This is a genomic window from Altererythrobacter litoralis, assembly GCF_036324225.1.
Lineage (GTDB): Bacteria > Pseudomonadota > Alphaproteobacteria > Sphingomonadales > Sphingomonadaceae > Erythrobacter > Erythrobacter litoralis_A.
Genome location: NZ_JAZDQV010000001.1, coordinates 217393 through 243215, shown reverse-complemented (window position 1 = coordinate 243215; position 25823 = coordinate 217393). Strand labels below are relative to the sequence as shown.

24 protein-coding genes are annotated in these 25823 nt (G+C 62.9%); 7 read left to right on the top strand and 17 right to left on the bottom strand.

Features of this window, described 5'->3' with window-relative positions:
* Nucleotides 1-13 precede the first annotated feature (13 nt).
* The 4 genes from VRS74_RS01190 to VRS74_RS01175 are packed head-to-tail and all read left to right on the top strand — an operon-like array spanning nucleotide 14 to nucleotide 4217.
* The gene (locus VRS74_RS01190) at nucleotides 14-763 is read left to right on the top strand and encodes a uracil-DNA glycosylase family protein (RefSeq protein ID WP_354143407.1); all 750 of its coding nucleotides are present in this window, start codon (nucleotides 14-16) and stop codon (nucleotides 761-763) included.
* A complete protein-coding gene (locus tag VRS74_RS01185; RefSeq protein ID WP_354143406.1) occupies nucleotides 760-2529 on the top strand; it encodes a lytic transglycosylase domain-containing protein in 1770 nt (589 codons plus the stop codon). The genes VRS74_RS01190 and VRS74_RS01185 overlap by 4 nt, the downstream gene beginning before the upstream one ends.
* A 10-nt stretch (nucleotides 2530-2539) precedes the next feature.
* Nucleotides 2540-3079, top strand: a complete 540-nt coding sequence (locus VRS74_RS01180; protein WP_354143405.1) for a molybdenum cofactor synthesis domain-containing protein — start codon at nucleotides 2540-2542, stop codon at nucleotides 3077-3079.
* A gap of 28 nt (nucleotides 3080-3107) precedes the next feature.
* Nucleotides 3108-4217 (top strand): PA0069 family radical SAM protein, encoded by a 1110-nt coding sequence (locus VRS74_RS01175; RefSeq protein WP_354143404.1) that lies wholly within the window; start codon nucleotides 3108-3110, stop codon nucleotides 4215-4217.
* Here VRS74_RS01175 and VRS74_RS01170 read toward each other — a convergent pair.
* The 10 genes from VRS74_RS01170 to VRS74_RS01125 all read right to left on the bottom strand — a co-directional run bounded on the left by VRS74_RS01170 (nucleotide 4214) and on the right by VRS74_RS01125 (nucleotide 14441).
* Nucleotides 4214-4714 carry a GNAT family N-acetyltransferase gene (locus VRS74_RS01170; protein WP_354143403.1) on the bottom strand — a complete coding sequence of 167 codons (501 nt, stop codon included), beginning with the start codon at nucleotides 4712-4714 and terminating at the stop codon, nucleotides 4214-4216. The genes VRS74_RS01175 and VRS74_RS01170 overlap by 4 nt on opposite strands.
* Nucleotides 4711-5142 (bottom strand): DUF1330 domain-containing protein, encoded by a 432-nt coding sequence (locus VRS74_RS01165; protein WP_354143402.1) that lies wholly within the window; start codon nucleotides 5140-5142, stop codon nucleotides 4711-4713. The genes VRS74_RS01170 and VRS74_RS01165 overlap by 4 nt, the downstream gene beginning before the upstream one ends.
* 16 nt (nucleotides 5143-5158) lie before the next feature.
* A complete protein-coding gene (locus VRS74_RS01160) occupies nucleotides 5159-5710 on the bottom strand; it encodes a pseudouridine synthase (protein WP_354143401.1) in 552 nt (183 codons plus the stop codon).
* Entirely contained in the window at nucleotides 5707-7305 is a 1599-nt protein-coding gene (locus tag VRS74_RS01155; RefSeq protein WP_354143400.1) for a long-chain fatty acid--CoA ligase, read from the bottom strand. The genes VRS74_RS01160 and VRS74_RS01155 overlap by 4 nt, the downstream gene beginning before the upstream one ends.
* A 116-nt stretch (nucleotides 7306-7421) precedes the next feature.
* Nucleotides 7422-11006 (bottom strand): DNA polymerase III subunit alpha, encoded by a 3585-nt coding sequence (gene dnaE, locus VRS74_RS01150; protein WP_354143399.1) that lies wholly within the window; start codon nucleotides 11004-11006, stop codon nucleotides 7422-7424.
* Nucleotides 11007-11081: 75 nt separating this feature from the next.
* Complete coding sequence (locus VRS74_RS01145; RefSeq protein ID WP_354143398.1) at nucleotides 11082-11561, bottom strand: glutathione peroxidase; 480 nt, start codon at nucleotides 11559-11561, stop codon at nucleotides 11082-11084.
* Nucleotides 11558-11887 carry a hypothetical protein gene (locus tag VRS74_RS01140; protein WP_354143397.1) on the bottom strand — a complete coding sequence of 110 codons (330 nt, stop codon included), beginning with the start codon at nucleotides 11885-11887 and terminating at the stop codon, nucleotides 11558-11560. Before VRS74_RS01140 ends, VRS74_RS01145 begins: the two co-directional genes overlap by 4 nt.
* 304 nt (nucleotides 11888-12191) lie before the next feature.
* A complete protein-coding gene (locus VRS74_RS01135; protein WP_354143396.1) occupies nucleotides 12192-12431 on the bottom strand; it encodes a hypothetical protein in 240 nt (79 codons plus the stop codon).
* Between the two features lie 83 nt (nucleotides 12432-12514).
* Complete coding sequence (locus tag VRS74_RS01130) at nucleotides 12515-13207, bottom strand: ABC transporter ATP-binding protein (RefSeq protein WP_354143395.1); 693 nt, start codon at nucleotides 13205-13207, stop codon at nucleotides 12515-12517.
* The gene (locus VRS74_RS01125; protein ID WP_354143394.1) at nucleotides 13200-14441 is read right to left on the bottom strand and encodes a lipoprotein-releasing ABC transporter permease subunit; all 1242 of its coding nucleotides are present in this window, start codon (nucleotides 14439-14441) and stop codon (nucleotides 13200-13202) included. The genes VRS74_RS01130 and VRS74_RS01125 overlap by 8 nt, the downstream gene beginning before the upstream one ends.
* Nucleotides 14442-14644: 203 nt before the next feature.
* Between VRS74_RS01125 and purF the strand changes: the two genes are divergently transcribed.
* The 3 genes from purF to VRS74_RS01110 all read left to right on the top strand — a co-directional run bounded on the left by purF (nucleotide 14645) and on the right by VRS74_RS01110 (nucleotide 17354).
* Entirely contained in the window at nucleotides 14645-16117 is a 1473-nt protein-coding gene (gene purF, locus VRS74_RS01120) for an amidophosphoribosyltransferase (protein WP_354143551.1), read from the top strand.
* Between the two features lie 3 nt (nucleotides 16118-16120).
* Nucleotides 16121-16837: an SDR family NAD(P)-dependent oxidoreductase gene (locus VRS74_RS01115; protein WP_354143393.1), complete on the top strand. Its 717-nt coding sequence runs from the start codon at nucleotides 16121-16123 to the stop codon at nucleotides 16835-16837.
* Nucleotides 16838-17006: 169 nt separating this feature from the next.
* Nucleotides 17007-17354, top strand: a complete 348-nt coding sequence (locus tag VRS74_RS01110; protein ID WP_354143392.1) for a PilZ domain-containing protein — start codon at nucleotides 17007-17009, stop codon at nucleotides 17352-17354.
* A gap of 48 nt (nucleotides 17355-17402) precedes the next feature.
* On the opposite strand, the gene VRS74_RS01105 is transcribed toward VRS74_RS01110, so the two are convergent.
* The 7 genes from VRS74_RS01105 to VRS74_RS01075 form a co-directional block, all read right to left on the bottom strand.
* Nucleotides 17403-18590: a serine hydrolase domain-containing protein gene (locus VRS74_RS01105; RefSeq protein ID WP_354143391.1), complete on the bottom strand. Its 1188-nt coding sequence runs from the start codon at nucleotides 18588-18590 to the stop codon at nucleotides 17403-17405.
* 1 nt (nucleotide 18591) lies between these two features.
* The gene (locus VRS74_RS01100; protein ID WP_354143390.1) at nucleotides 18592-19833 is read right to left on the bottom strand and encodes a class I SAM-dependent methyltransferase; all 1242 of its coding nucleotides are present in this window, start codon (nucleotides 19831-19833) and stop codon (nucleotides 18592-18594) included.
* 38 nt (nucleotides 19834-19871) lie between these two features.
* Nucleotides 19872-21260 carry a cryptochrome/photolyase family protein gene (locus tag VRS74_RS01095; RefSeq protein ID WP_354143389.1) on the bottom strand — a complete coding sequence of 463 codons (1389 nt, stop codon included), beginning with the start codon at nucleotides 21258-21260 and terminating at the stop codon, nucleotides 19872-19874.
* A 103-nt stretch (nucleotides 21261-21363) separates the two neighbouring features.
* On the bottom strand, nucleotides 21364-22314 hold the full coding sequence (locus tag VRS74_RS01090) for a metal-dependent hydrolase (RefSeq protein ID WP_354143388.1): 951 nt from the start codon (nucleotides 22312-22314) through the stop codon (nucleotides 21364-21366).
* 52 nt (nucleotides 22315-22366) lie between these two features.
* On the bottom strand, nucleotides 22367-22747 hold the full coding sequence (locus VRS74_RS01085; RefSeq protein WP_354143387.1) for a GxxExxY protein: 381 nt from the start codon (nucleotides 22745-22747) through the stop codon (nucleotides 22367-22369).
* Nucleotides 22748-22796: 49 nt separating this feature from the next.
* Nucleotides 22797-23834 (bottom strand): 2-oxoacid:ferredoxin oxidoreductase subunit beta, encoded by a 1038-nt coding sequence (locus VRS74_RS01080; protein WP_354143386.1) that lies wholly within the window; start codon nucleotides 23832-23834, stop codon nucleotides 22797-22799.
* On the bottom strand, nucleotides 23831-25699 hold the full coding sequence (locus VRS74_RS01075) for a 2-oxoacid:acceptor oxidoreductase subunit alpha (protein WP_354143385.1): 1869 nt from the start codon (nucleotides 25697-25699) through the stop codon (nucleotides 23831-23833). Before VRS74_RS01075 ends, VRS74_RS01080 begins: the two co-directional genes overlap by 4 nt.
* Nucleotides 25700-25823: the final 124 nt, after the last annotated feature.

Below are 25823 nucleotides of genomic sequence, written 5' to 3'. Positions count from 1 at the left end.
GGATAGTATGACCGTGGCAGAACGCATCCATCCCCGCGAAATCATCGCTGCCTTCGACTGGTGGCGCGATGCCGGCGTGGATTGCGACTTCGGAGATGACGTTACGGACTGGCTGGCGGAACCGCCGGTGCAAGTCGCAGCCGAGGCGCCCGCGCGCAAGGCCGCAGCACCGGCCATTTCCGAACCGGTTCCGTCCCCGAAAATCGACTTGATCGGCGCCAATCCACCCGGCGATCTGGCAGCCTTCCGCGAGTTCTGGCTCGCTGAGCCCGCTCTCGATGCCGTCGGCCCGCGTGGCCGGGTGCCGCCGCGCGGGGAAACGGGTGCCAGGTTGATGGTGCTGGTGATGGACCCCGAGGCGGGCGACAGCGATATGCTGCTGTCGCAGGCGCAGGGACGGCTGCTCTCGCGCATGCTCGCAGCGATGGAAGTGTCCGAGAGCGAGGTCTATTTCGCCTCGGTCCTGCCCCGCCACATGCCGATGGCCGATGGCGCAACGCTCGCAGCGCAGGGATTCCGCGAAGTATTACAGCGCCATATCGCGCTGGCCGCGCCGCGGGGAATCCTTGCCTTCGGAAGCAACATCCTGCCGCTTTTGGGGCACAATGCGGCGCAAGACCCTGCCGCTTTGGAATTTTTCAACCATGAAGGCTCCAGCGTTCCGTTGCTGGCTTCCGAGGGGCTCGACAGCCTGATGGCAATGCCCCGGCTGAAAGCACGCTTCTGGCGCAGGTGGCTCGAATGGACAGGCAAGCAGGCATGAACGGTGCCCATCGGTTGAAATCTCTGGGTTTTGCGCTGCTTGGCGGCGTGGCTGCGCTGTCCGCCGTGCCCGTCGCTGCGCACAACAGCGCCGCCGAATATTTCCGCGCCCGCGCCGAGAGCAAGAACGTGCCGCAGGTGCTGAGCGACCGGGATCGCGACTACTACCGCGAAGTCTTCGACGCCATCACGCGCGAGGATTGGGCAAAGGTAGATGACCTGCTCGACGACCGCGAGCCGGGCCTGCTCCACCAGGTCGCTTTGGCCGAATATTACACCCATGCGCGCAGTCCGCGCGTTTCCGCCGAACAGGTCACTGCATGGTTCGCCATGGGCACCGAACTTCCCCAGGCCGAACAGCTGGGCAAGCTCGGCCTCAAGCGCGGGCTCGAAGTCCTGCCCGAACTGCCGCAAGAACAGCCGCTATCGCGCCAGCCTTATGCCTCGAAGCGGATCCTGCCCCGCTCGGTCAATGACGGGACCATGCCTGAGGAAATCCGCAAGGAGATCCTCCAGCACATCGTCGATGACGATCCCGAGGGCGCTCGCATCCTGCTCGACGGGATCGATGCGCTGCTGAGCCCTGAAGCGCGCGCCGAATGGCGGCAGCGGGTCGCGTGGAGCCATTACATCGAGAATCGCGACAGCGTCGCACTGGCCATAGCGCAGACTGCGGCAGAAGGCGCAGGCCCCTGGGTTGCGGAAGGCGAATGGGTGGCGGGCCTTGCTGCATGGCGGCTGGGCGATTGCGCATCGTCCGCACGCGGCTTCGCCCGCGCCGCCGAGCTATCGACAAATGTCGAGCTGACCACCGCGGCACATTTCTGGTCCGGGCGCGCATACACCCGTTGTCGCCAGCCCGCCGAAGCGACCCAGCACCTGCAAGCCGCCTCGCGTTATGACGAAACGCTTTATGGCATGCTGGCGCTCGAACAGCTTGGGCAGACGATCCCGGAGGAGCATGCCGGGGCGGATTTCTCGCCGGAAGACTGGCAGCGCCTGCGCAATGACAACAACGTGCGCGTGGCGGTGGCGCTGATCGAAATCGGCCGTGGCGATCTCGCCGACGAAGTCCTGCGCCATCAGGCGCGGATCGGCGCAAGCTCCGAATATGCAGCGCTCTCGCGGCTTGCACGCGAACTAGGCCTGCCGCAAACCCAGCTCTGGATGGCGCACAATGCGCCGCGCGGTGCGCAACCGTTGCCCGCGCTGCGCTATCCAACGGCACGCTGGCGGCCGACCAGCGGCTGGCAGGTCGACCCTGCGCTCGCCTTTGCCCACGCGCTGCAGGAATCGAATTTCCAGACCAATGCGGTGAGCCCTGCAAACGCCCGCGGGCTGATGCAGATCACGCCCGTCACCGTGCGCCAGCATGCACCGCGGCTCGAAATGAATGCGAGCTACGTCAATCTCGACGATCCCGAGGTCAATCTCGCCTTCGGCCAGCGCAATCTCGAGATGCTGCGCGATTCGGCCGCCACGCAGGGCCTGTTGCCGAAGATCATGGCCGCCTACAATGCCGGGCTCAATCCGGTCGGCCGCTGGAACAGTGAAGTGCGCGACCAGGGCGATCCGCTGCTCTACATGGAAAGCATCCCCTATTGGGAAACGCGCGGTTATGTCGCGATCGTGATGCGCAATTACTGGATGTACGAACGGCAATCGGGCGCGCCTTCCTCAAGCCGCCAGGCACTGGCGCAAGGCATGTGGCCTGCCTTCCCCGAAAGTCGCGGGCCGAGCGCAGTGCGGCTGACGCGCACCAATTGAAGGGCGAGCGATGGCGATCGACCTCGAACGCAGCTTCAAGCCGATCAACATCGCCGTCCTTACCGTTTCGGACACCCGCACTGCTGAGAACGACACGTCGGGCGACATCCTCGCCGAACGGATCGAGGCCTCTGGGCACCGCCTAGCTGCGCGTGCAATCGAGCGCGACTATGCCGCTCTGCTTGTGAACCGCTTGATCGGCTGGATCGAAGACCCGGAAATCGATGCGATCGTTTCGACCGGAGGAACCGGCCTCACCGGTCGCGATGTCACGCCCGAGGCGCTCGACCGCGTGAAAGCTGCCACCGGCGGCAGGGAAATTCCCGGCTTCGGCGAGTTGTTCCGCTGGCTCAGCTTCAAATCGATCGGCACCAGCACCATCCAGAGCCGGGCCTGCGCCATCGTGGCGGGGGGAACCTATATCTTCGCCTTGCCTGGCTCCAACGGCGCAGTGAAGGACGGGTGGGACGGCATCCTCGCGGAACAGCTCGACAGCCGTAACCGGCCCTGCAATTTCGTGGAATTGATGCCGCGCCTCCAAGAGAAATAGCGACTGTTCCGACTCGTTTGTTCCGTGTATGTTCTCATTCATGGAGAGCGCAGGCAAACCAGCGATCAAATCGTCGATCCACGGCCGCGGCGCCCAATCGGGCGCAGCTTCGACCCGTTTCGGACTTTCCGAACGCGAAGCCGATGGCGATTGGCGCGACTATATGGCGCTGCTTGACGGTCCTCCGGTGAAACTTCGCACGCATGTTACCGAGGAGCACCCACGCAGCATAATCAGCTTCAACACATCGCCGGACCTGCCGTTCGACCGCTCGATCAACGCCTATCGCGGTTGCGAGCACGGCTGCGTCTATTGCTACGCCCGCCCTACCCATGCCTATCACGACCTTTCGCCGGGGCTCGATTTCGAAACCCAGCTTTACGCCAAGCCCAACGCGGCAGAAATCCTGCGCGCGACCCTGGCTAAGCCGCGATACCGCCCGGCGCCGATCGCCATGGGCACCAATACCGATCGCTACCAGCCGATAGAGCGACACTACCGCATTACGCGCGACGTGCTGAAACTGTGCCTTGAGGCGCGCCACCCGGTCACAATCACCACCAAGTCCGACCGTGTCCTGGACGATCTCGACCTGCTTGAAGAAATGGCGCGGCACGGGCTGGTGGCGGTCGCAATCTCCGTAACCAGCCTAGACCCGAAGCTGTCCAGCAAGCTCGAACCGCGCGCAGCTTCGCCCGCCAAGCGACTCGCAGCATTGGGAAAACTGGTTCAAGCGGGCGTCCCGACGCATTGCTCGGTTTCGCCAATCATCCCGGCCATAACCGACGAGTTCATGGAAGAGATCGTTGAGCGCGCAGGAGCCTTCGGAGTGCGCTCGGCGGGGTGGATCCCCCTGCGCCTGCCGCACGAGGTTTCGCCGCTGTTCCGCGAATGGCTGGATGTGCACTTCCCCGAACGTGCCAGCAAGGTGATGAGCATAGTGCGCTCTATCCGCGGCGGGCGCGACAACGATCCCGATTTCTTCAGTCGGATGAAGCCGCAGGGCGTATGGGCAGAGCTTTTCCGTGCGCGGTTCCGCCTCGCCCGCAAGCGAGCAGGGATGGAGAGAGGGCGGATCGAGCTCGATTGCTCAGGCTTCAGGCGCCCCGAGACGGGCGGGCAATTGCGCTTGCTTTAATCGCGCAGGCTGCGTTGCATGTAGACTGTGTCCAGCCTGCGACCGAACTTGAAGCCGACATCGCGCATCCGCCCGGCTTCGACAAACCCCAGACCGGAATGAAGCGCCACGCTGGCTGGCTCGCCGCCGCCAATCACTGCGATCATCTGTTCGAAGCCGCACGCCTGCGCCTGCTTCAGCAATTCCGCCAGCAGGAGCTTGCCAATCCCGCGGCCTCGCTCGCGGTCGGCGACGTAAATGCTGTCTTCGCAGGTCCGCGCATAGGCCGGGCGGTCGCGAAACTGGGTAGCATAGGCATATCCCAGCACGCGCCCGTCCTCGCGGCAGGTAATGAAGGGCCAGCCACGCGTGGTGATAAGGGCAATCTTGTCCTGCCAGAATGGAAGGTCTGGCGGGACGGTATCGAACGAGGCCGTGCCATTGAGCACATGGAAGGCATAGATCGAGCGGATGGCCTCCGCATCGGATGGCGAGGCTGGCCCGATCTCCAAGGTCAACCAAACCCTCCGCCAACTTCGCCCGGCTTGAAGCGGATCAGGCGGCTGTCGACCAGCGCGGCGGTGCGGTTGACCACGGCCAACTGGTAGTCAGGGTCCTTGATCATTTCAAAAAAGGCCGCGCTGTTCGGATATTGCGCCACGAAGCCGTCATGCCATTGGCGATCTTCCGGTCCCGTCACCATGCACTGGAATGCCCCGCGCCACATGATCTGCCCGCCCACACGGCGGAAAATCGGCCCGGATGTGTGGCCATATTCCTCATAGGCGCGCCGCCCGCTCCAGCCCTTGCCCGCATTCTCATGCCCCGCCGGATATTCGGCAAGAGCGCGATAGAGAAGCAGGTTGAGCATGTGGATCGGCTCGTCGCGCGGCAGCCCCTTGAACGCTTCGAAATTGGCCCGACTCGGATCGATGTAGACGCTCATCTTCGTTCCCCTCTCGCTAGCGGACTTGTATCTCACGCCATTCGCCCGGACCAAGCCCTTCGACGGTCCAGTCGCCGACCTGCCAGCGCACCAGCCGCAGGGTCGGGTGGCCCACCGCGGCGGTCATTCGCCGCACCTGGCGATTGCGCCCTTCGGTGATGGTCAGCGATATCCAGCTGTCGGGCACATTCTTGCGGAAGCGGATCGGGGGATCGCGTTCCCACAGCCTGGGCGCCACGATAGCTTCCACCTTGGCCGGGCGGGTCATCCCGTCATTGAGCATGACGCCTGTTCGCAAACGGGCAAGCGCCGACTCTTCGGGTATGCCCTCTACCTGCGCGAGATAGGTCTTGGGCATCTTGTGGCGTGGCTCGGCAATCCGCGCCTGTAGCTTCCCGTCATCGGTCAGCAGCAACAAGCCTTCGCTGTCCTTGTCGAGCCGCCCGGCCGGATAGACGCCGGGCAGGTCGATCAGGTGCGCAAGGGTGTCGCGCGCGCCACCGCCCTTCCCCCCGGTGAACTGCGACAAGACCCCAAAGGGCTTGTTTAGGAGGACCAGCCGGTTCACGCCTCCAGTCTGTAGTCCTTGAACCGGTCGCGCAGGTCCTTCTTGCTGATCTTGCCGGTGGCGGTGTGCGGGATATCGTCGACGAATTCGACCGCATCGGGCAGCCACCATTTCGCGATCAGCGGACGGAGATGCTCGATGATGTCATCGGCGGAGCAATCGGCCCCCTCCTTCTTCACCACGAACAGAACCGGGCGTTCGTCCCACTTGGGGTGGTAGATGCCGACGCAGGCCGCTTCCGCCACGGCGGGGTGGCCAACCGCGGCGTTCTCGAGCTCGACCGAGCTGATCCATTCGCCGCCGGACTTGATCACGTCCTTGGTACGGTCGGTCAGCTGCAACGTGCCATCCGGGTGGATGATGCCCACGTCACCCGTGTCGAACCAGCCTTCATTGTTGATCGCGTCCTGTTCGGCCTTGAAATAGCGCCGGATAATCCAGGGGCCGCGAATCTGCAGCGCGCCGCTGGATTTCCCGTCGCGCGGAAGCTCGGTGATCATGTCGTCCAAGCTGACGGTGCGCAGCTGCACGCCGAAAATCGGGCGCCCCTGCATCGCGGTGCGGTCAACCTTCTCCTCGAAGCTGAGCTGGTCCCAATCCCAGGTCGGCCCGCCGACGGTGCCGATCGGGCTGGTCTCGGTCATGCCCCAGGCATGCTGGACACGGGTGCCGTTCTTCATCAGCCGCTCGATCATAAAGCGCGGACAGGCCGAACCGCCGATTGTCGCAGCCTTGAGCGGCGGAAGGTCGATCCCTTCCTTGTCGCAATATTGGAAATGCGCGAGCCAAACCGTGGGCACCCCGGCGGAATCGGTCACCCCTTCGTCCATCATCAGTTTGTGCAGCACCGCCGGATCGTTGACCGCGCTGAACACGAACTTGATACCCGCCATCGCGCCAGAATAGGGCAGGCCCCAACTGGCGGCGTGGAACATGGGAACGACAGGCAGGATCACCGAAGAACTGCTGAAGTTGAAAGCGGCGGTCTGCAGGCCGGCCATCGCATGCAGCAAGGTCGAGCGATGCTCATACTGCACGCCCTTGGGATTGCCTGTTGTGCCCGAGGTGTAGCAGAGCATGCACGGATCGCGTTCGTCGCCCGTGACCCATTCGAAATCGCCGTCCTGCGCGTCGATCCAGTCTTCGAAGGCGATGGAATGCTCGCCCGAATCGTAGCAGACGTAATGCTCGACGGTGGTCCAGCGGTCCTTCATCCGGTCGACGATCGGCTGGAATGCCGCGTCATAGCACAGCACCTTATCCTCGGCGTGGTTGACGATATATTCGAGCTGGTCGTCGAACAGGCGGGGGTTCACGGTATGCAGCACCCCGCCCATCCCGGCGACGCCATACCAACTGACCAAATGGCGTGAGTGGTTCATCGCGAGGCTGGCAACGCGATCGCCCTTCTTGACTCCCATTGCCTGCAGCGCCTGCGCCATCTTCAGCGCATCGGTGCGGATCCCTGCCCAATTGGTGCGGGTCTGGCTGCCATCGGCCCAGCGGGTCACAATCTCGCGTTCACTCGCTTCGCGTGCGGCGTGATCGATTACCGCGGTTACCCGCATGGTCCAGTCCTGCATTGCCCCAAGCATCGACTTCCTCTCCTTGTATTCAGTATTCAATGACGTTTGGCCTCTCATGCCGAGGCGTGGCGCGATTGGCAATTGCCAGCAAGTGCTATGACCTCGCTGAGGTCATTGCGCAGCGATCAGGCTACCAGTCGCAAATTGGGCTTTACACGTACCGGCTGGAGCTGGACGTTCTCGATCCCTTCGATCGCAGCCAGCCGTTCGGCCAGTTCGCCATCGAGCATGAAATCGCGACCCAATCGCACTTGGGCAAACTCGCCCGGCCCCACCAGCACGCGCGCGACCACTTCGCCCTGCCCTTCGTCGCCGGGCGCAAGCTCCAACTGCAAATCGGCGAGCGCCTCGCGGCTGAGCAGGTCGAGCGACATCCACATTCGGATCGAACCCTTTACCTCGGCCAGGGGACGTGCGCCGCGCACGGTTATGCGCGGGGGCTCGCTGGGATTGGGTGAATCGAGTTCCACCTGCAGCAAGATGCAGGTGCCTTCCGCGGCCCAGCGTTCGAATTGCGGCACCAGGCTTTCCTCGAAACAAGCCGCCGAAAACTGGCCCGAAGCATCGGAGAAGTCGCCGCGGATGAATTCCGCGCCGCGCTTGGTGCGCCCTTTGCTGAAGCCTTCGACCATGGCGGCCATCACGGCAGGTGCGCGACCGCCCGAAGGCGCACCTGCAGCCATGATACTCTGGTAGGAGCGCGCGCCATTGGCCGAAGCGACATGCCAGTGCTGCTGCACCGGATGGGCGGAGAAATAGAAGCCGAAATTCTCGCGCTCCTTCGCCATCTGCTCGATGCGCGACCAGCGCGGAGTTTCAGGCAGGCGCAGGCTGTCATCCGCTGCGGCTTCCCCGCCGAACAGCGCCGCTTGCCCGCTGGCACGTTCGCGCTCGGCCGCATCGGCCACCGCCAGCAGCATGTCGGCATTGGCGAACAGCTTCGCCCGATTGTCATCGAGGCAATCGAGTGCGCCAGCCGCCGCGAGCCCTTCCAATTGGCGCGAATTCATCGCACCCTTGGGTATCCGCTCGAACAAATCCTTGAGGCTGGTGAACGGGCCGGAGGCCTCACGCTCTGCGATGATCGCTTCCATCGCCTTGTCGCCGACATTGCGGATGCCCGCCAGCGCATAGCGCACGGCATAACCGTGGTCGGTCTGCTCGACGGTGAAGCGCGCTTCGGAATGGTTGATGCAGGGCGGCAATATCTCAATCCCGCCATCTGCGCCGGGATAGCGGCGCGCATCGTCAACGAACACAGCCAGCTTTTCAGACTGGTGCATGTCGAAGCACATCGAAGCGGCGTAGAATTCTTCGGGATAATGCGCCTTGAGCCACGCCGTCTGATAGGCGAGCAGCGCATAGGCTGCGGCGTGCGACTTGTTGAAGCCATAACCGGCGAACTTGTCGATCAAGTCGAACAGCTCGTTTGCCTGGCTGCGCTCAATACCCGAAACTTCCTTGCACCCGTCGATGAAACGCTGGCGCTGCGCGTCCATCTCCTCCTGCTTCTTCTTGCCCATCGCGCGGCGCAGCAAATCGGCATCGCCCAGCGAATAGCCCGCGAGGATCTGCGCGGCCTGCATCACCTGTTCCTGGTAGACGAAGATGCCGTAGGTTTCGGCGAGGATGCCTTCGAGCTTGGGATGCGGATATTCGATTGGAGCTTCGCCGTTCTTGCGCTTTCCGAACAGCGGGATGTTGTCCATCGGGCCAGGGCGATAGAGCGAAACGAGCGCGATGATGTCACCGAAATTGGTGGGCTTCACAGCCGCCAGCGTCCGCCGCATTCCTTCGGATTCGAGCTGGAACACGCCAACGGTGTTGCCCGACTGGAGCAGGTCATAGACCGCCGGATCGTCCCACTCGAGCGCGCCGAGGTCAATTTCGATCCCGCGGCCGGCCAGTAGGTCCACCGCCTTGCGCAGCACCGAGAGCGTCTTGAGGCCGAGGAAGTCGAATTTCACCAGCCCAGAGCTTTCGACATATTTCATGTCGAACTGCGTCACCGGCATGTCCGATCGCGGGTCGCGATAGAGCGGCACAAGCTGCGCCAATGGCCGGTCGCCGATCACCACGCCCGCGGCATGGGTCGAGCTGTTGCGCGGCAGGCCCTCGAGCTGCAGCGCGAGGTCGACCAACTGCTTCACTTCATTGTCGTTCTCGTACTCCCGCCGAAAATCCGCCGCTCCATTGAGTGCGCGCGGCAAGGTCCAGGGATCGGTCGGGTGGTTGGGCACCATCTTGCAGAGCCGGTCGACATGGCCATAACTCATCTGCAGGATGCGCCCGCAATCGCGCAGCACCGCGCGCGCCTTCATTTTACCGAAGGTTATGATCTGCGCGACGTGATCGTGCCCATATTTCTGCTGGACATAGCGGATCACTTCGCCGCGCCGCGTTTCGCAGAAGTCGATATCGAAGTCCGGCATCGAGACGCGTTCGGGATTGAGGAAGCGTTCGAACAGCAGGCCCAGCCGGATCGGATCGAGATCGGTGATGGTCAGCGCCCAGGCAACCAGCGAGCCTGCGCCCGAACCGCGCCCCGGGCCTACCGGAATGCCATTGTCCTTGGCCCATTTGATGAAATCGGCAACGATCAGGAAGTAGCCCGGGAAGCCCATCTTCACGATCACGTCGACTTCGTAATCGAGGCGCTTCTTGTATTCGAGCACCTCTTCGAAAATCCCGTTCGCCCTGAGCTTGTCGAAGGGCTGCTCTGCTCCTTCCAGCGCCTCGGCCGAAGTAAAGTGCAGGGCTTCGACAAGCTCAGCCCGAACGGTTTCAGGGTAGTATGGCTCCAGCCGCTTAAGAAGCCCGTCCCTTGCATCCTCGGCCAGCATCCGCGCTTCGCCTTCGAGATCGCCCGCAAGGCTGGGCAGGATCGGCTTGCGATCGGGCGCTATCACGGCGCAGCGCTGCGCAATTACGAGGCTGTTTGCAGTCGCTTCAGGAAGGTCGCCGAACAGCTCGTGCATCATCGGGGCCGATTTGACCCAGGCGTTGCGATTGGTGTGCAGCCGGTCCTCGGCATCGACATGGGTCGAATTGGCGATGCACAGCATCGCGTCATGCGCCTTGTGGAAATGTGGCTCGGCATATTGCGCGGGGTTTGTCGCCACCAGCGGCAGGCTGCGCGCATAGGCCAGGTCGATCAGCGCCTCTTCGGCGGCCTGGCAGGCCGGATCGCCGTGCCGCGCGAGTTCGATATAGAACCGGCCGGGGAACAGCGCCCCGATCCGGTCGCACAGCGCCTCGGCATGGCTCTGCTGCCCTTCGGCGAGCAAACGGGTGAGCGCCCCTTCGCCTGCGCCGCTAAGCGCAATCAGGCCTTCGGTGTGCCCTTCAAGGTCCTCAAGCCGGACATGCGGCTCGAACTCCAGCGGCCGGTCGAGATGCGCCTTGGAAACAAGGTGGCAGAGATTGTCATACCCTGCTTCGTCCTGCGCATAGAGCGGCAAATAGTCGACCTGCTTGCCCTCTTCATCGCGCGCCACGCCCAGCAATGCGCCGATGATCGGCTGCACGCCTTCCGCCATGCAAGCGCTGGCAAAGGCGACCGCGCCGTAAAGCCCGTTGCGGTCGCAGATCGCAATTGCGGGGAAGCCGCGCTCCTTTGCCAGCTTGGCGATCGCCTTGGGATCGATCGCCCCTTCGAGCATCGAATAGGATGATTGCGCGCGCAGCGGGACGAAGGGGGCATAGGCCATGCCGCTACTTTAGGATTTGGCGCGCGATTCGGAAGCGTCCACGCGCGCTAATTCTCCACAAGTGGACAAGCTACGTTACAGCAGCTTCTCGATGTCCTTCGCGATCCGTTCGGGCTTGTCGGTCGGGGCATAGCGACGCACGACATTGCCTTCGCGGTCGATCAGGAATTTGGTGAAGTTCCATTTGACCGAAGTGGAACCCATCAGCCCTTTTGCCTCGCCCTTCATCCAATCGTAAAGCGGCGATGCGTCCGGCCCGTTGACGTCGATTTTCTGCATCAGCGGGAAGGTGACGCCGAAATTGATCTTGCAGAATTCCTGGATTTCGTCGGCATTGCCGGGTTCCTGCGCGCCGAACTGGTTGCAGGGAAAGCCCAGCACTTCGAAGCCGCGATCCTTGTATTGCTGGAAGATCTTTTCGAGCCCGTCATACTGCGGTGTGAAGCCGCATTTGCTGGCGGTGTTCACCACCAGCAGCACCTTGCCGAGCTTGTCCTTGAGGTCGAGTTGCTCGCCGCGATTGGTCGTGACGGTGAAATCGGCGATCGTAGTCATTCGAGCGGCTCCTTGCGGCGGCGATAGGTCAGATCATAGCGCGTCGACCAGGTCAGTCCATGGTCGAACGAAGCCTCACCATGCTGCCGCACCGTATCGCCGTCAATCGGCGTGAAGGTCTGGCGAACCATCGCATCCTCGCCGTTCGGCCCGAAGCCCTGCCAATAGCCGGTCATCGCCATGCCACCTCCTGTCGGACCGCCGACGAATTCCACCGGCCCGGGCGCCGCGCCAATCCAGAACTGCCGCCAGAGGCCGGTCTGCGGGTCATATCCGTTGAGGCTGCCACCGCCCGGCCCGTTGAGCGGCATCCAGTTCTCGCGCACGGCGCAGCCGAGATAGAGCTTTTCGATCCGGCTGTGCCCGACGAGGTTTTCCCGGCCGCTGGGATAAACGTCCCACTCACCCAGCCAGAAATCGAATGCCGCGAATTCCGCGCTATTGCAGCCAGGTGGCGGTGGCGGAGAGGGTTTCTGCTGCGGCGTGCGCTGGCCTGCATCAGGAATATCGATGCGATGATACTGAACATTCTTGCCCCCTTGTCCCGAACTCGGGAACGCATGGGCCAGAAGGTCACCGGTGGGCGCAAGCCGGCATAGACGAGCGCCATTGCGCGCTCGACGGGGGCATTCAGCTGCGGGGGAAACCCTCGCGCGCGGCCAATGCGGCGATGTAGGCATAGTCCAGGCGACGCCCGCCGGCCTTCTGGATCGCATATTCCATGCGCTTGTCTTCCGGAAGCAACATCACATAGCGGACGAGTTCGCCCAATGTGCCCTGGCGCAGGATCTTTGCGGCATCCAGCAATCCGCCGCCGTCATCCGCGCGATGAAGCGAGCTGTAAGCGTCCCAATCGACAGTTCCACCCATACAAGGCTCCTGTTCCCAATTGCTTCTGCCACTCGACCCTAGCCAGAAAGCGTCCCTGCTTGAAGGACTAATCGGGATGTGCCCTATTCGAGCACACCTTCATGCAGGCGCACCACGCGATCCATTCGGGCGGCAAGCCGTTCGTTATGCGTCGCGACCAGTGCGGCGCTGCCTTCTCCGCGCACCAGCGCAAGGAACTGCGCCAAGACCCGATCCGAAGTGTGCTCGTCCAGATTGCCGGTCGGCTCGTCGGCCAGAACCAGCATCGGGCGGTTGGCAAGCGCACGGGCAACCGCCACGCGCTGCTGCTCCCCGCCTGAGAGCTGGCTCGGTCGGTGTTCCATGCGGTGCCCAAGGCCAAGCGCCGTTAGCAATTGTTCTGCACGTGCATCTGCCGCTTCGCGCTCCACGCGCGCGATCATCTGCGGCATCACGACATTTTCGCGCGCGTTGAAATCGGGCAGCAGGTGGTGGAACTGGTAGACGAAGCCGAGATGGTCGCGGCGCAGGCGCGTGCGTTCGTCGGTCGGGAGCGAACTCGCTTCCTCGCCCGCGATCATGATCGAGCCTTCGAAGCCGCCCTCGAGCAGCCCCACCGCCTGAAGCATGGTCGACTTGCCGGTGCCCGAGGGCCCAAGCAGCGCCACGATCTCTCCCGGCATGATGTCGAGATCGACCCCGCGCAGCACTTCGATCACTGTGTCGCCCTGACGGAAGCTGCGCTTGAGTCCACGCAGGCGCACCACCCGCCGGGCTGTAGCCTGCTGCTCATTCATAGCGCAGCACCTCCACCGGATCGGTGCTGGCGGCCTTCAGCGCGGGATAGAGCGTAGCGAGGAAGCTCAGCGTCAGCGCCAGCAGCACGATGCCGACCACTTCGAGCGGATCGGTGCGCGAGGGCAGCGTCGAGAGGAAGCGGATCGAGGGATCCCACAGGTTTTGGCCAGTGACGATTTCGATCGCGCGCACGATCTGCTGGCGGAAAATGAGCACGAGGAAACCGAAGCCGAGCCCTGCAACCGTGCCAATCGCGCCCACGGTGAAACCTGTAGTGACGAAGATCTTCATCAAGCTGCGCCGCGTCGCGCCCATGGTACGCATGATCGCAATGTCGCGGCTCTTGGCGCGAACCAGCATCACAAGGCTCGAAAGGATATTGAAAGCAGCAACCAAAACCATGAAACTCAATGCGAAAAACATCGCAACGCGTTCCACTTGCAAGGCTTCGAACAGCGTTGCATTCATGGTCTTCCAGTCCGCCACGACGGCACGCCCGGCGACCTTTTCCTGAACAGGGGCAAGGATTTCGCCAACCTTGTCAGGATCGGTCACCTTCACTTCGATCATGCCTACCGAATCGCCCATCAGCAGCAGCGTCTGCGCATCGGCCATCGGCATCATCACGAATTTCTCGTCGTAATCGTAGATCCCGACTTCGAATATCGCCGCGACGCGATACCCTACCTGGCGCATCGACGTGCCGAACGGCGTCGCGCGCCCTTGCGGATTGATTATAGTGATGGTGTCACCCACCCGCGCGCCGATGTTCTGCGCCAAGCGCGAGCCGATCGCCACATTGCCCGCGTCAGGCCGTAGTTCGGAGATATTGCCCAACAGAACGCGATCGGCCAACCCGGCGAGGTCATCCTGCGTCTGTCCGCGTACGAAAATGCCTTCGACGCGCCCGTTGAAGGTCACCAGCAGCGGCTGCTCGATCAGCGGCGAGGCCTCCACCACGCCCGGCGTCTGGCGCACTTCGGCGAGCATTTCCTCCCAATTGTCGAGCCGCCCGCCATAGGCCTGGACAATCGCGTGTCCGTTGAGCCCCACGATCTTGTCGAGCAATTCGGCACGGAAACCGTTCATTACGCTCATCACCACCACCAGCATGGCGACGCTGAGCATGACCACACCCACGCTGATCCCGGCGACAAGCGCAATGAACGCCTCCCCCTTGCCCGGCAGGAGGTAGCGTTTGGCAATCATCCGTTCGAAGGGAGACAGGATCACGATGCGTAAGTCTTTGTGGCAGCGGCGATGAACCGGGGATGTAGGGCGATGGCGAGCGGCGCGCAATGGACCGTGCGGTCACTTTCCCTATGAAAAGCGCACCCGCAGGGCAGCAGCGCCCTTGTAATCGAGCGGTAACATCGCCATTGACCCGCCACGGACACGGCACGCGACAGCAGGCAGGCGCACAGATGACCAGCTCCATGAACTGGACTAACCCATTCCTCGATGCGGATGGCGACAAGCTGCGCGAGGAATGCGGCGTCTTCGGCGCGATTAACGCCACCGATGCAGCCGCACTTACGGCGCTGGGCCTCCATGCGCTCCAGCACCGCGGGCAGGAAGCCGCCGGCATCACCAGCTATGACGGCGTGGAGTTCTATTCGCGCCGCGGGCTCGGCCATGTCGCCGAGAATTTCACCTCGCCCGAAGCGATCGCCGAACTGCCGGGCACGATGGCGGCTGGCCATGTGCGCTATTCCACCACGGGCGGCTCGGGCCTGCGCAATGTGCAGCCGCTCTACGCCGACCTTGCAAGCGGCGGGTTTGCGGTAGCGCATAACGGCAATATCTCGAACGCACAGGCGCTGCGCAGCGATTTGGTGCGCCGCGGGGCGATCTTCCAGTCGACTTCCGACACCGAGGTGATCATCCACCTCGTGGCGACGAGCCGCTATCCCACCATGATTGACCGGCTGGTCGACGCGCTGCGGCTGGTGGAAGGAGCCTATTCGCTCATCGTGATGACGCCCGAAGGCATGATCGCCTGCCGTGACCCACTGGGCATTCGTCCGCTGGTGATGGGCCGCATGGGCGACGCGGTGGTGTTCGCCAGCGAAACCGTGGCTTTCGACGTCGTTGGTGCAGAATTCACGCGCGAAGTCGAGCCGGGCGAACTGATCCGGGTCGATTTTTCGGGCGAAGTGCATTCGCTCCACCCCTTCGGTCGGCACGGCGCGCGCCCCTGCATCTTCGAGCATGTCTATTTCAGCCGACCCGATTCGATGTTCGCGGGCCACACGGTCTATGAAGCGCGCAAGGCAATCGGCCAGCAGCTCGCGATCGAAAATCCGGTCGATGCCGATCTGGTGGTGCCGGTGCCCGACAGCGGCGTGCCTGCCGCAATCGGCTATGCCCAGCAATCCGGCGTACCATTCGAACTCGGCATTATTCGTTCGCACTATGTCGGGCGGACTTTCATCCAGCCTTCGGACGGTGCGCGCCATTCCGGCGTAAAGCGCAAGCACAATGCCAATCGTGGCCTTGTCCAGGGCAAGCGCATCGTGCTGATCGACGATTCGATCGTGCGCGGCACCACTTCGATGAAGATCGTCGAGATGATGCGCGAAGCTGGCGCGAGCGAAGTGCATTTCCGTGTCGCCAGCCCGCCCACGGCGCACAGCTGCTTCTACGGCGTCGACACGCCTGAACGCAGCAAGCTGCTCGCTGCGCGCATGAGCGTCGAAGAGATGCGCGATTTCATCAAGGCCGACAGCCTCGCTTTCGTCTCGATCGACGGGCTTTATCGCGCGGTCGGTTCGGCACGCCGAGACAACGGCAGCCCGCAATTCTGCGACGCCTGCTTCACGGGCGATTACCCCACTTCGCTGACCGACCTTGCCGCGAGCAAGGGCGAGGCTGCGCAACTTTCATTCCCCGATCACAAGGCAGCCTGAATCATGGCGACAAGCACACCTTTTTCAGGGCGGCTGGCGCTCGTCACCGGCGCAAGCAAGGGAATCGGCGCTGCGACCGCCAAGGCGCTGGGCGCGGCAGGCGCACATGTCGTTCTGGTCGGTCGTGACGTCAAAGCGCTCGAAGACGTCGAAGACGCCATTCATGCCGCTGGCGGCAGCTCCACGATCGCTCCGCTCGACCTGACCGAGCCCGATTCGATCGCGCGACTGGCCAACGCGATCGCCGGGCGCTGGGACAAGCTCGATTACCTTGTGTTCTCGGCAGCATACCTGCCCACGCTCACGCCTGTGACGCAGATCGAGCCGCCGCAGTTCAACCGCGCGCTCAACCTCAACGTGGTCGCGACTCAGGCTTTGCTGTCGGTGTTCGATCCGATGCTCAAGCGCGCCGATGCCGCACGCGTGATCGGGCTCACCAGCAGCGTCGGGGCCGGTCCGCGAGCCTATTGGAGCGCCTATGGCTCGACCAAGGCCGCCTTCGACAACATTTTGAGCTGTTACGCTCAGGAAGTTGAAAAGATTAGCAATATCCGCGTCGTAATCGTCGATCCGGGTGCTACACGGACCGAGATGCGGGCCAAGGCCTATCCGGGCGAGGACCCCGCAACAGTGAAGCCGCCCGAGGAAGTTGCAGACCGCTTGGTGTCATTGCTGCAAAGCGACTTCCCGACCGGCCATCGCGAACGCGTAGACGGCTGAAATAGCTGAATTCCTTAAAGTTAAGCACGCGCTAACCATCCCGCGGAACCAGTTGGTAACCGCGATCAGTCAACGTGCGTGAAGCCTGACGCCAAGAGTGCGCCCCAAGGGTCGATCGAGAGGCGCGCCACGGCGTCAGGCGAGATACGCTGATTGAGGAATTTTCGCGATGCAGACCACGCATGATCGATACCAGCTAGCCGCGCAGGAGGATCGCTGCGCGCCTCGCACCAAGCTCACCATTCCGGCGACACTGCGCGCTTCGGGTGGCCGCGCCTTCCAGAGCGTGGTGCATGACCTTTCGATCTCCGGCTTTTCGGCCGCATCGATCAACCGCATGCATGACGGGCAGCTTTGCTGGCTCACCCTGCCCGGGCTGGAGTCGCTACAGGCGCAGGTGGTGTGGTGGGACAATTGCATTGTCGGCTGCGCTTTCACCGAGCTGCTCAGCCCGATCGTCCACGACAACATCCTGCAACGCTACAGCAACACCGGGATCTACCGCAGCTCCTGTTGAGCCCCTGTCAGTAGTCCCCGAGAATCGCCGCCGCCGACCACCTCCCTCCTAGTCGGCTGCGGCGATTTTTTGTGCCACGCCGAGCCACAGCGCGCGGTTGTCGCGGCTGGTTGCGGTGGGCCAGTTGCTCACCACGGCGATCACCAGCCGCTCAGCGGGCATGATGGTGATCGACTGGCCGAAAATTCCCTGCGCGCCGTAATTCGCGCCGGGATAGGTCCACCACTGGTAGCCATAGCCGAAGCCGGTGTCGCCAAAGTCGACCTTGGAATCGCCCGCTTGGCCAAACCAGCCATCCGGCACGGTGCCATTGCCGCCTTCCAGAGCGAACTGCCCCATGCGGGCATAGTCGGCGAGCCGCAGCGACAGGCAGCAGCCGCCGATATTCCCGCCGCGCGGGTCGACCATCCAGAACAGGTCCGCTTCGAACCCGGCCGGATCGACGATCTTCTCCTTGGCGTATTCGGCCAGCGACAGGCCGACCGCATTTTCGACCAGCACGCCGATGAGATTCGTCTCGCCGGTCTTGTAGACCCACTTTTCACCCGCCGGAGCCTCGCGCGGAAGCGCGCGCATCTGCGCCACGATCGCTTCAGGGCCGTATTCGACCACGAAGCGGTTCATCTGCGCCACATCGCTATTGGGATCGGTGTAATCCTCGTTCCACTTCACGCCGGAAGTCATGGTGGCGAGTTGCTCGACCGTGACCCCGTCGTAAGCCGATCCTTCCAGCTTCGGGATATAGCGAGTCACGGGATCACTAAGGCTCTGAACAAACCCATCCTTCACCGCAGCGCCAAGCAGGGTCGAAGTGAAGCTCTTGGCGACAGAGAAGCTCGTCCAGCGCTGCTCCGGCCCGAAACCGAGACCATAGGCCTCGAAGCGTTTCTTGCCGTCCTGCAGCACCATCACGCCCGCCGCATTGGTTGCCTCCATTGCAGCCCGGATTTCATTCGCCAAGGCCGGATCGAGCGGAGTGCCTTCGCCCAGCAATCGCGGCTGTGCTGCGGCCGCGACTTCATGCCCTGCGAACCATGCCTCCATGTTGCGGAAGCGGTCCGAACGTTGGGCGTCGTTCCAGAACAGCACTTCCAGGTCGGCAGGATCATGTTCGGGTGGGGTCACCATGGTGACGGGGTGCGCAGGATGCGCCGCCGGTGCGGCTGTCTCCGCATAGGCCGAGGTAAAACCCGTAAGCGCCAGCGCGATCGCTGCGCCGCCCAGTATCATTCGCATCCTATTCTCCCTTGACCAGCGTGACCTGGTGGACATCGATCAATCCGCCACGGAACCCGCCTTCGCAATACATCAGGTAATAACGCCACAGGCCGATGAAGCGATCATCGAAACCGGCAGGCAAACGCCCCTCGCTCACCGCTGCATCGAAGCGTTCGCGCCACAGGCGCAGCGTTTCGGCATAATCGAGCCCGAAATCGGCCTGCTCGCGCCATTCCAGCCCGCGCTCTTCGGCCAGGCGGCGGAATTCGCTGTTGCGGATCAGCAGGCCGCCCGGAAAGACATAGGCCTGGATGAAGTCCGCGCTGGCAGCATAGGCCTCGAACAGATCATCCTGCAGCGAGATATATTGGATGGCTGCACGCCCGCCCGGCTTCAGGTTGCGCGCAATGCAATCCATGAAGGTCGGCCAGTATTCGCGGCCCAGCGCCTCGACCATCTCGACGCTGACAATCGCGTCATTCTGACCAGAAGTGTCGCGATAGTCCTGCTTGAGGAATTCGATTCCTTCCTGCTGGTGTTCGCGCGCCCAATCCAGCTGCGCATCAGACAGGCTGATGCCCGTGACCTGCCGCCCCTGTCGCTGCAGGTAATCGGCGAGCGAGCCCCAGCCGCAACCGATCTCGAGCACGTCATGCGCATCGCCGATCCGCTGCGAAAGCGCTTCCCACTTGGCGCGCTGCGCCGCGGCAAGGTCACTCGCCCCCGCGAAGCGCGCAGAGGAATAGGTCATGCTCGGATCGAGCCATTGCGCGTAGAAATCATTGCCGAGGTCGTAATGCGCGTGGATGTTGCGCTGCGCGCCCTCTCGGCTGTTGCGATTGAGCCGATGCGCCAGCCGCGCGGCGAGCCGGAAAGCCCCCCTCGCCCGGCCGACATTGCCCAGCTCCGCTGAATTGTCGGTGAAAAGCGCGAACAGCTGCACCGGGTCGGGACTTTCCCATTCGCCCGCCTCCCACGCCTGGTACCAGCCGATCGAGCCGCTCGTCGCCAGCCTCACCAGCGCGCGCCAGTCGTTGAGCGTGACTTCGACTGCGAAGCCCGGCGCGCGGCCACCGAGCAGCCGGGTCGAGCCGTCGGGCAAATGGCCGAGGAGCGACCCACGCGCGATTCCTGCGTCGATTCGGTCGAGGATCTTGCCGAAACCGGGGGCCAGGAAGCGCGCAATCACGCCTGGGCGACGAGCAAAGCGCGCCCCGCCGCTTAGCAGCCGTTCTCCGCGCTTGATCCCCTCCACTTTCATGCAGGGCTATATGGCCTCGTCGCACAAAGGGGACAAGGTCAGCGCTCGCCCTTCATCGCCTTGTACGCAGCCAGCGCGCGCTCGCGCCCTTCCCTGTGGCCGACGATTTTCTCGGGGTATTGCCCGCGCATATGATCGGGCGGATCGTGGACGAAGGGCTCGTCCAGCCCGGCCAGCTCGGGAACGTATGTGCGGATATAGCCTGCCGCATCGAACTTCTCGCTCTGGCTTAGGGGCGCCATGATCCGCACGAACATGTTCGAATCGACACCTGTGCCCGCGACCCACTGCCAATTGGTGGCGTTGCTCGCATAATCGGCATCGACCAGCGTGTCCCAGAACCACCTCTCACCCACGCGCCAGTCGATCAGCAAATGCTTGATCAGGAAGCTGGCGGCGATCATCCGCACGCGGTTGTGCATCCAGCCGGTCTGCCACAGCTGCCGCATTCCGGCATCGACGATAGGGTAACCGGTGCGCCCCTGTTGCCACGCCTTCAGGTCGCGCACGGCGGTCTCGTCCGTTGCGGGGTCGCGCCATTCGATTTTATCGAACTCGTCGCGATAGTTATCGAGCGCGTACCGGGGAAACTGGCAGATCGCGTTCTGCGCATAGTCGCGCCAGATCAGCTCTTTCTCGAAGGTGCGCCAGCCATTTGAGCGCTTGTGCTTGAGCGCATGCCAGATCTGGACCGGGCTGATCTCGCCGAAATGGAGGTAGGGCGAAAGCTGGCTGGTCTTGTCGACCGACGGGAGGTTGCGATCCTCCTGGTAGTCGTCGACATGGTCTTCCCACCATTCGAGCCGTTCATGCGCAGCCGCTTCGCCGACGCGCCAGAATTCGCGCATTCCGCCCGCCCAATCGGGCTTTGTCGGAAGCAATTGCCAGTCCGCCAGATCGTCGCTGGCGGGCCAGCTTTCCGGCGAAGTCAGCGCCTCGGGCTCGGGCAACGCGTCGCGCGGCGGAAGGAGCTCCAGCGTCGCTTTCGAGAAGGGCGTGTAGATCTTGTACGGCCCGCCCGATCCGGTCGTCACCGTGCCGGGCGGCAGCAGGTAATTGGCATCGTAGAGCCTGAGGTCGAGACGTTCCTTCATCTCACCTTGCGCCTTGCGCCACCATGGCTCGTAATGACGGTTTGCATGGACCGCCTCCGCGCCGGATTCACCTGCGATCTTGCAAAGTTCCTCCACCGCATCTCCGCGGCGCAGGATCAATCGGCTTCCGCGCGCTTCGAGGCTGCGCGCCAGGCTTGCGAGCGAATGGTGCAGCCACCAGCGCGAGGCGCCGCCATAGGCATGTGATCCCGGGCGCACGTCATCGAGCACATAGACCGCGATCACCGGGCCTTGCCGTGCGGCATGATAGAGCGCGGGATTGTCGCCCAAGCGCAGATCGCGCCGCAGCCAGACGATTTGGGGAGAACTCAATCCTACCTCCGCTCGCCCTGTGCCTGTCGAAGGGCTGCTTTTCTTGAAGTGAAGGACGGGGCTTCGACAAGCTCAGCCCGAACGGTGTTGGGCAGTAAGCGATTTACCTCGCGGGAAGTTCCTCACATTTCACTTGCGGAAGCGCGACCGCGAAACGATCCCGCGCGCGCGGATCGTAAAAGCGGGCGTCGCGCAGGATGACCGAGCCGTCGGGCGCACGTTCGGCAAATGGCGCGCGCGACCAGAGCATAAATGCGGCCGCCTCTCCAGACTGTGCCCACGCATCGTCCGGCATACCGCACAAGACAATACCGGGTGCCCTGTAACCGTAACCAATGTCCTCACCGGACCATGCAGTGGAATACCAGCGACCGTCCGCTGACTCGATGATCCTCTCACGGACCCAGAATGCCAAGGGAGGCGGGCTGGCGACTGCCAGAACCGGATAAGGTTCTGACGAGGTGCCCCTCACGGTTTCATTGTAATATGTGATGGCCCAATTCATCCCGATATACGCAAGCGCCACTGCAATCGCGATCCGCGCCGGTCGCATCCAGTCCCCGCCCTGCCGCTCCCGCCGCAGCGAGAACCATGTCGCAAAGCCCAACAGCGCCCACAGCCACACATCGATGATGAACAGCGTGTCGCCATAGAACCATTGGCTCGAAAACGGTTCGAGGAAGCGCACGCCATAGACGTTGAGCCAGTCGAGCGCCGGGTGGCTGAGCGTGGCGATGAAGCCCAGCAGGAACAGCCATTTGAAGTTGACCGGCAAGCGGTCCTTCGGGCGCGCACCCCGCCGCTCCTGCCAGCGATCATAACCCCACAACAGCCCTGCCAACATCAGTGGCAGCAGCACCCATGCGATCGGGCCATGCGTGATCCCGCGCCGGAAACCGAGGTGTTCCACCCCCTCCAGCCAGAAGAAGCAGGCCGCGTCGACATCGGGGATATTCGCCCCGATGATCAGCGCGGGCATGGCCAGCCCGGTTTTCTTCTTCAGCCCGGCCTGTCCCAGCAGCGCGCCGACAAGGCTATGTGTCAGATTATCCAATTTTTCCTCACGCAAAGGCGCAAAGGCGCAAAGAAGGTTCTCAAGATCATATCTACCTGTGGTTATTCACCACGCGCTTGATGCCTTGTTTGAAGGTCTCCTGACCGAAGTTCATCAAAAGGCCCAACGGCTGATCCATCAGACGCAAATAGGTTAGCAACTGCTTTGGATATAGAGCGCTATCGCGCTCGGTCGATTTCAATTCGATGATCAGTTGATCTTCGATCAAAAGATCAATCTTGAATGCGTTGTCGACGACAACGCCATTATGTCGGATCGGAACCGGGACCTGTCGCCGGACAGAAAGGCCGCGCTCCTCCAGAGCGGCAGCGAGTAAAATTTCGTAAACCGACTCGAGCAGCCCCGGACCCAATTCCTTATGCAGCTTGAACCCGCAATCAACGGCCTGTTTGGCAAGTTCTTCAATATCCACGCAAACCCCTTAGCGCCTTCGCGCCTTTGCGTGAAATCAAAACTCGAACTTACTCTGCCGGATGACCTTCCTTGTCGTCGACAGACCAGGTCTGCCCGCTGCCAAGCAGCTTGGCGAGGTTCGCTTCCTTGCCCGCAGTCGCCTTGGCTCGCTCTTCGGCCACGCCGCTTTCGAAGGTCGGGCGCGGATCATCATAGAGCACGCCCAGCGCCATCGGGAACGGGCCAAACGGCAGTTCGACCAGCATGTGCGCGATCGAACGGTTGGTGACGTCGTGGACGATCACTCCGGCGGCTTCCCAGTCGCCATCGGTTACATCGACCACCTTGAGGCACAGGTTCTCGTTATCGAGCGCGATCCCCTGCGTGCCACCGGCGAACAGCATCGGCTGGCCATCTTCGAGCCAGAGCTGGCGATCTTCCGCACCCTTGGGCGCGGCGAAATCGTTGAACACGTCCTTGTTGTAGACGATGCAGTTCTGGAAAATCTCGATGAAGGCGGCGCCCTGGTGTGCATGGGCGGCCTTGAGCACATCGGGCAGGTTCTTCGACACGTCGAAGCCGCGGCCGACGAAGCGCGCACCAGCGCCCAGTGCAAAGGCGCAGGGGTTGGCTGGACGGTCGACCGAGCCGATCGGGGTCGAGGGGCTGCGCGTGCCGATCCGGCTGGTGGGCGAATATTGCCCCTTGGTCAGGCCGTAGATCTCGTTGTTGAACAGCATGATTTGCATGTTCACATTGCGGCGAAGCACATGCAGCATGTGGTTGCCGCCAATGGAAAGGCCGTCGCCATCGCCGGTGACCAGCCAGATGTCGAGATCGGGATTGGCGAGCTTCACGCCCGTCGCGACCGCAGGCGCGCGGCCGTGGATCGTGTGGAAGCCGTAAGTCTCCATGTAATAGGGGAAGCGGCTGGAACAGCCGATCCCGCTGATGAAGACCGTGTTCGACGGGTCAGCGCCCAGCTGCGGAAGCGTGCGCTGCACCGCCTTCAGGATCGCATAGTCCCCGCAACCCGGGCACCAGCGCACTTCCTGGTCGGTTTCCCAGTCCTTGAGCGTGGTTTCGATCTTGGTAGGTGCGTTCATGCCAAGGCCTCCTCAATCGCGGCTTCGAGCTCGTGGACGTAGAATGGTTGCCCGCTGGTCTTGGTGAGCGGTTGCGCATCGACCAGGTACTGGTCGCGCAGCACGGTCTTGAACTGGCCGGTGTTCATTTCGGGCACCAGCACCTTGTCATAACTCTTGAGCAGCTCGCCAAGGTTGCCCGGCAGCGGCCAGATATGGCGCACATGAATGTGGCTGACGTCGAGACCCTTGTCGCGCGCGACGCGCACTGCCCGGTGGATCGGGCCAAAGGTGCTGCCCCAGCCGACGACCGCGAGCTTGCCGCCCGGCGCGCCTAGGCACACGTCCTGGTCGGGCACGCTGACCCCCAGCACCTTGTCCTTGCGGGCATCGGTCATCGCCTGGTGGTTGGCGGGCGAATAGTCGAGATGGCCGGTGTTCAGCTGCTTCTCGATGCCGCCGATGCGGTGCATCAGCCCCGGCGTGCCGGGCTTGATCCACGGCCGCGCGCCCTTGCTGTCGCGCTTGTAGGGCAGCAAATGGTCGCCATCGTTCTTTTCGGTCAGGAACTTGGCCGGGAACGGCGTATAGCTGGCCGGATCGGGCACTTTCCACGGCTCTGCCGCATTGGCGATATAGCCGTCGGTCAGCAGCATCACCGGAGTCATGTATTCCACCGCGATGCGGCAGGCCTCGATGGCGCATTCGAACGCATCTTCCGGGCTGCGCGCGGCGATCACCGGCAGCGGCGCATCGCCGTTGCGGCCATAGACCGCCTGGTAGAGGTCGCTCTGCTCGGTTTTGGTCGGCAGGCCGGTCGAAGGGCCGCCGCGCTGCGAATTGACGATCACCAGCGGCAATTCGGTCATGATCGCAAGGCCCATCGCTTCGGTCTTGAGCGCGATACCGGGGCCGGACGAACTGGTCACGCCCAGGCTGCCAGCATAGCTCGCGCCGATCGCGGCGCAGATCGCGGCGATCTCGTCCTCGGCCTGGAAGGTCGTGACGTCGTACTGCTTGAGCCGCGCCAGATGGTGCAGGATCGCGCTGGCAGGAGTGATCGGATAGCCGCCGAAGAACATCGGCAGGCCCGCCAGCTGCGCGCCCGCGACAAGCCCGAGCGAAACCGCTTCGGCGCCGGTGATTGTGCGATAAAGCCCCGGCTCGGCAGGCATTGGCGGCAGGCTTACCTGCTTGAGCGGCCCCGACAGCTCGGCCGTTTCACCATAGGCATGGCCGGCGTCGAGCGCTGCGATATTGGCATCCGCGAGCTCGGGCTTCTTGGCGAACTTTTCCCGCAGCCAGTCATGGATCGGCTTGCGCGGGCGGTCGAACATCCACAGCGCAAGGCCCAGCGTCCACATGTTCTTGCAGCGCAGCGCATCCTTGTTGCCGAGCCCGAAAGGCTTGACCGCTTCGATCGTCAGCGCGCTGATGTCAAAAGCCAGCAAATCATATTTGGCGAGGCTTCCGTCTTCGAGCGGGTTCGCATCGTAATGCGCCTTGTCGAGGTTGCGCTTGCTGAACTCTCCCGTGTCGGCGATGATCAGCCCGCCCGGCTTGAGCGCCGAAAGGTTGGTCTTCAACGCAGCCGGGTTCATCGCCACCAGCACGTCGGGCGCGTCACCCGCAGTGTTGATTTCGCGGCTGCCGAAATTGATCTGGAACGCCGAGACGCCGAACAGCGTGCCCTGCGGCGCGCGGATCTCCGCCGGGAAGTCCGGGAATGTGGCAAGATCGTTCCCCGCCAGCGCGGTGGAGAGCGTGAACTGCCCGCCGGTCAGCTGCATGCCATCGCCGCTGTCGCCCGCAAAGCGGACCACCACGGCATCGGGTTGCTGCGAAAGTGCCGGCTCTTGCGGCGTATCAGCGGCCTGGGTCGCCATGTAAATTCCTCGTCGCGCGCCCTGTATGGCAAGACGCCTTTCCATTGCTGGAGGCCACCTATTGCGCGGCTCCTGCTCCCGCAATGAAGTTTTTCTCCTCTAGTCACAAATGTCGAGTGGAAAT

Excerpts from the sequence above, each read along its gene's own strand:
- VRS74_RS01105 (WP_354143391.1), bottom strand. The coding sequence starts at position 18,590 with ATGCGAATGATACTGGGCGGCGCAGCGATCGCGCTGGCGCTTACGGGT.
- VRS74_RS01155 (WP_354143400.1), bottom strand. The coding sequence starts at position 7,305 with ATGCTTGGGGCAATGCAGGACTGGACCATGCGGGTAACCGCGGTAATC.
- dnaE (WP_354143399.1), bottom strand. The coding sequence starts at position 11,006 with ATGGCCTATGCCCCCTTCGTCCCGCTGCGCGCGCAATCATCCTATTCG.
- VRS74_RS01080 (WP_354143386.1), bottom strand. The coding sequence starts at position 23,834 with ATGAACGCACCTACCAAGATCGAAACCACGCTCAAGGACTGGGAAACC.
- VRS74_RS01110 (WP_354143392.1), top strand. The coding sequence starts at position 17,007 with ATGCAGACCACGCATGATCGATACCAGCTAGCCGCGCAGGAGGATCGC.
- VRS74_RS01185 (WP_354143406.1), top strand. The coding sequence starts at position 760 with ATGAACGGTGCCCATCGGTTGAAATCTCTGGGTTTTGCGCTGCTTGGC.
- VRS74_RS01165 (WP_354143402.1), bottom strand. The coding sequence starts at position 5,142 with ATGAGCGTCTACATCGATCCGAGTCGGGCCAATTTCGAAGCGTTCAAG.
- purF (WP_354143551.1), top strand. The coding sequence starts at position 14,645 with ATGAACTGGACTAACCCATTCCTCGATGCGGATGGCGACAAGCTGCGC.
- VRS74_RS01135 (WP_354143396.1), bottom strand. The coding sequence starts at position 12,431 with ATGGGTGGAACTGTCGATTGGGACGCTTACAGCTCGCTTCATCGCGCG.
- VRS74_RS01145 (WP_354143398.1), bottom strand. The coding sequence starts at position 11,561 with ATGACTACGATCGCCGATTTCACCGTCACGACCAATCGCGGCGAGCAA.
- VRS74_RS01075 (WP_354143385.1), bottom strand. The coding sequence starts at position 25,699 with ATGGCGACCCAGGCCGCTGATACGCCGCAAGAGCCGGCACTTTCGCAG.
- VRS74_RS01115 (WP_354143393.1), top strand. The coding sequence starts at position 16,121 with ATGGCGACAAGCACACCTTTTTCAGGGCGGCTGGCGCTCGTCACCGGC.
- VRS74_RS01130 (WP_354143395.1), bottom strand. The coding sequence starts at position 13,207 with ATGAATGAGCAGCAGGCTACAGCCCGGCGGGTGGTGCGCCTGCGTGGA.
- VRS74_RS01175 (WP_354143404.1), top strand. The coding sequence starts at position 3,108 with ATGTTCTCATTCATGGAGAGCGCAGGCAAACCAGCGATCAAATCGTCG.
- VRS74_RS01100 (WP_354143390.1), bottom strand. The coding sequence starts at position 19,833 with ATGAAAGTGGAGGGGATCAAGCGCGGAGAACGGCTGCTAAGCGGCGGG.
- VRS74_RS01180 (WP_354143405.1), top strand. The coding sequence starts at position 2,540 with ATGGCGATCGACCTCGAACGCAGCTTCAAGCCGATCAACATCGCCGTC.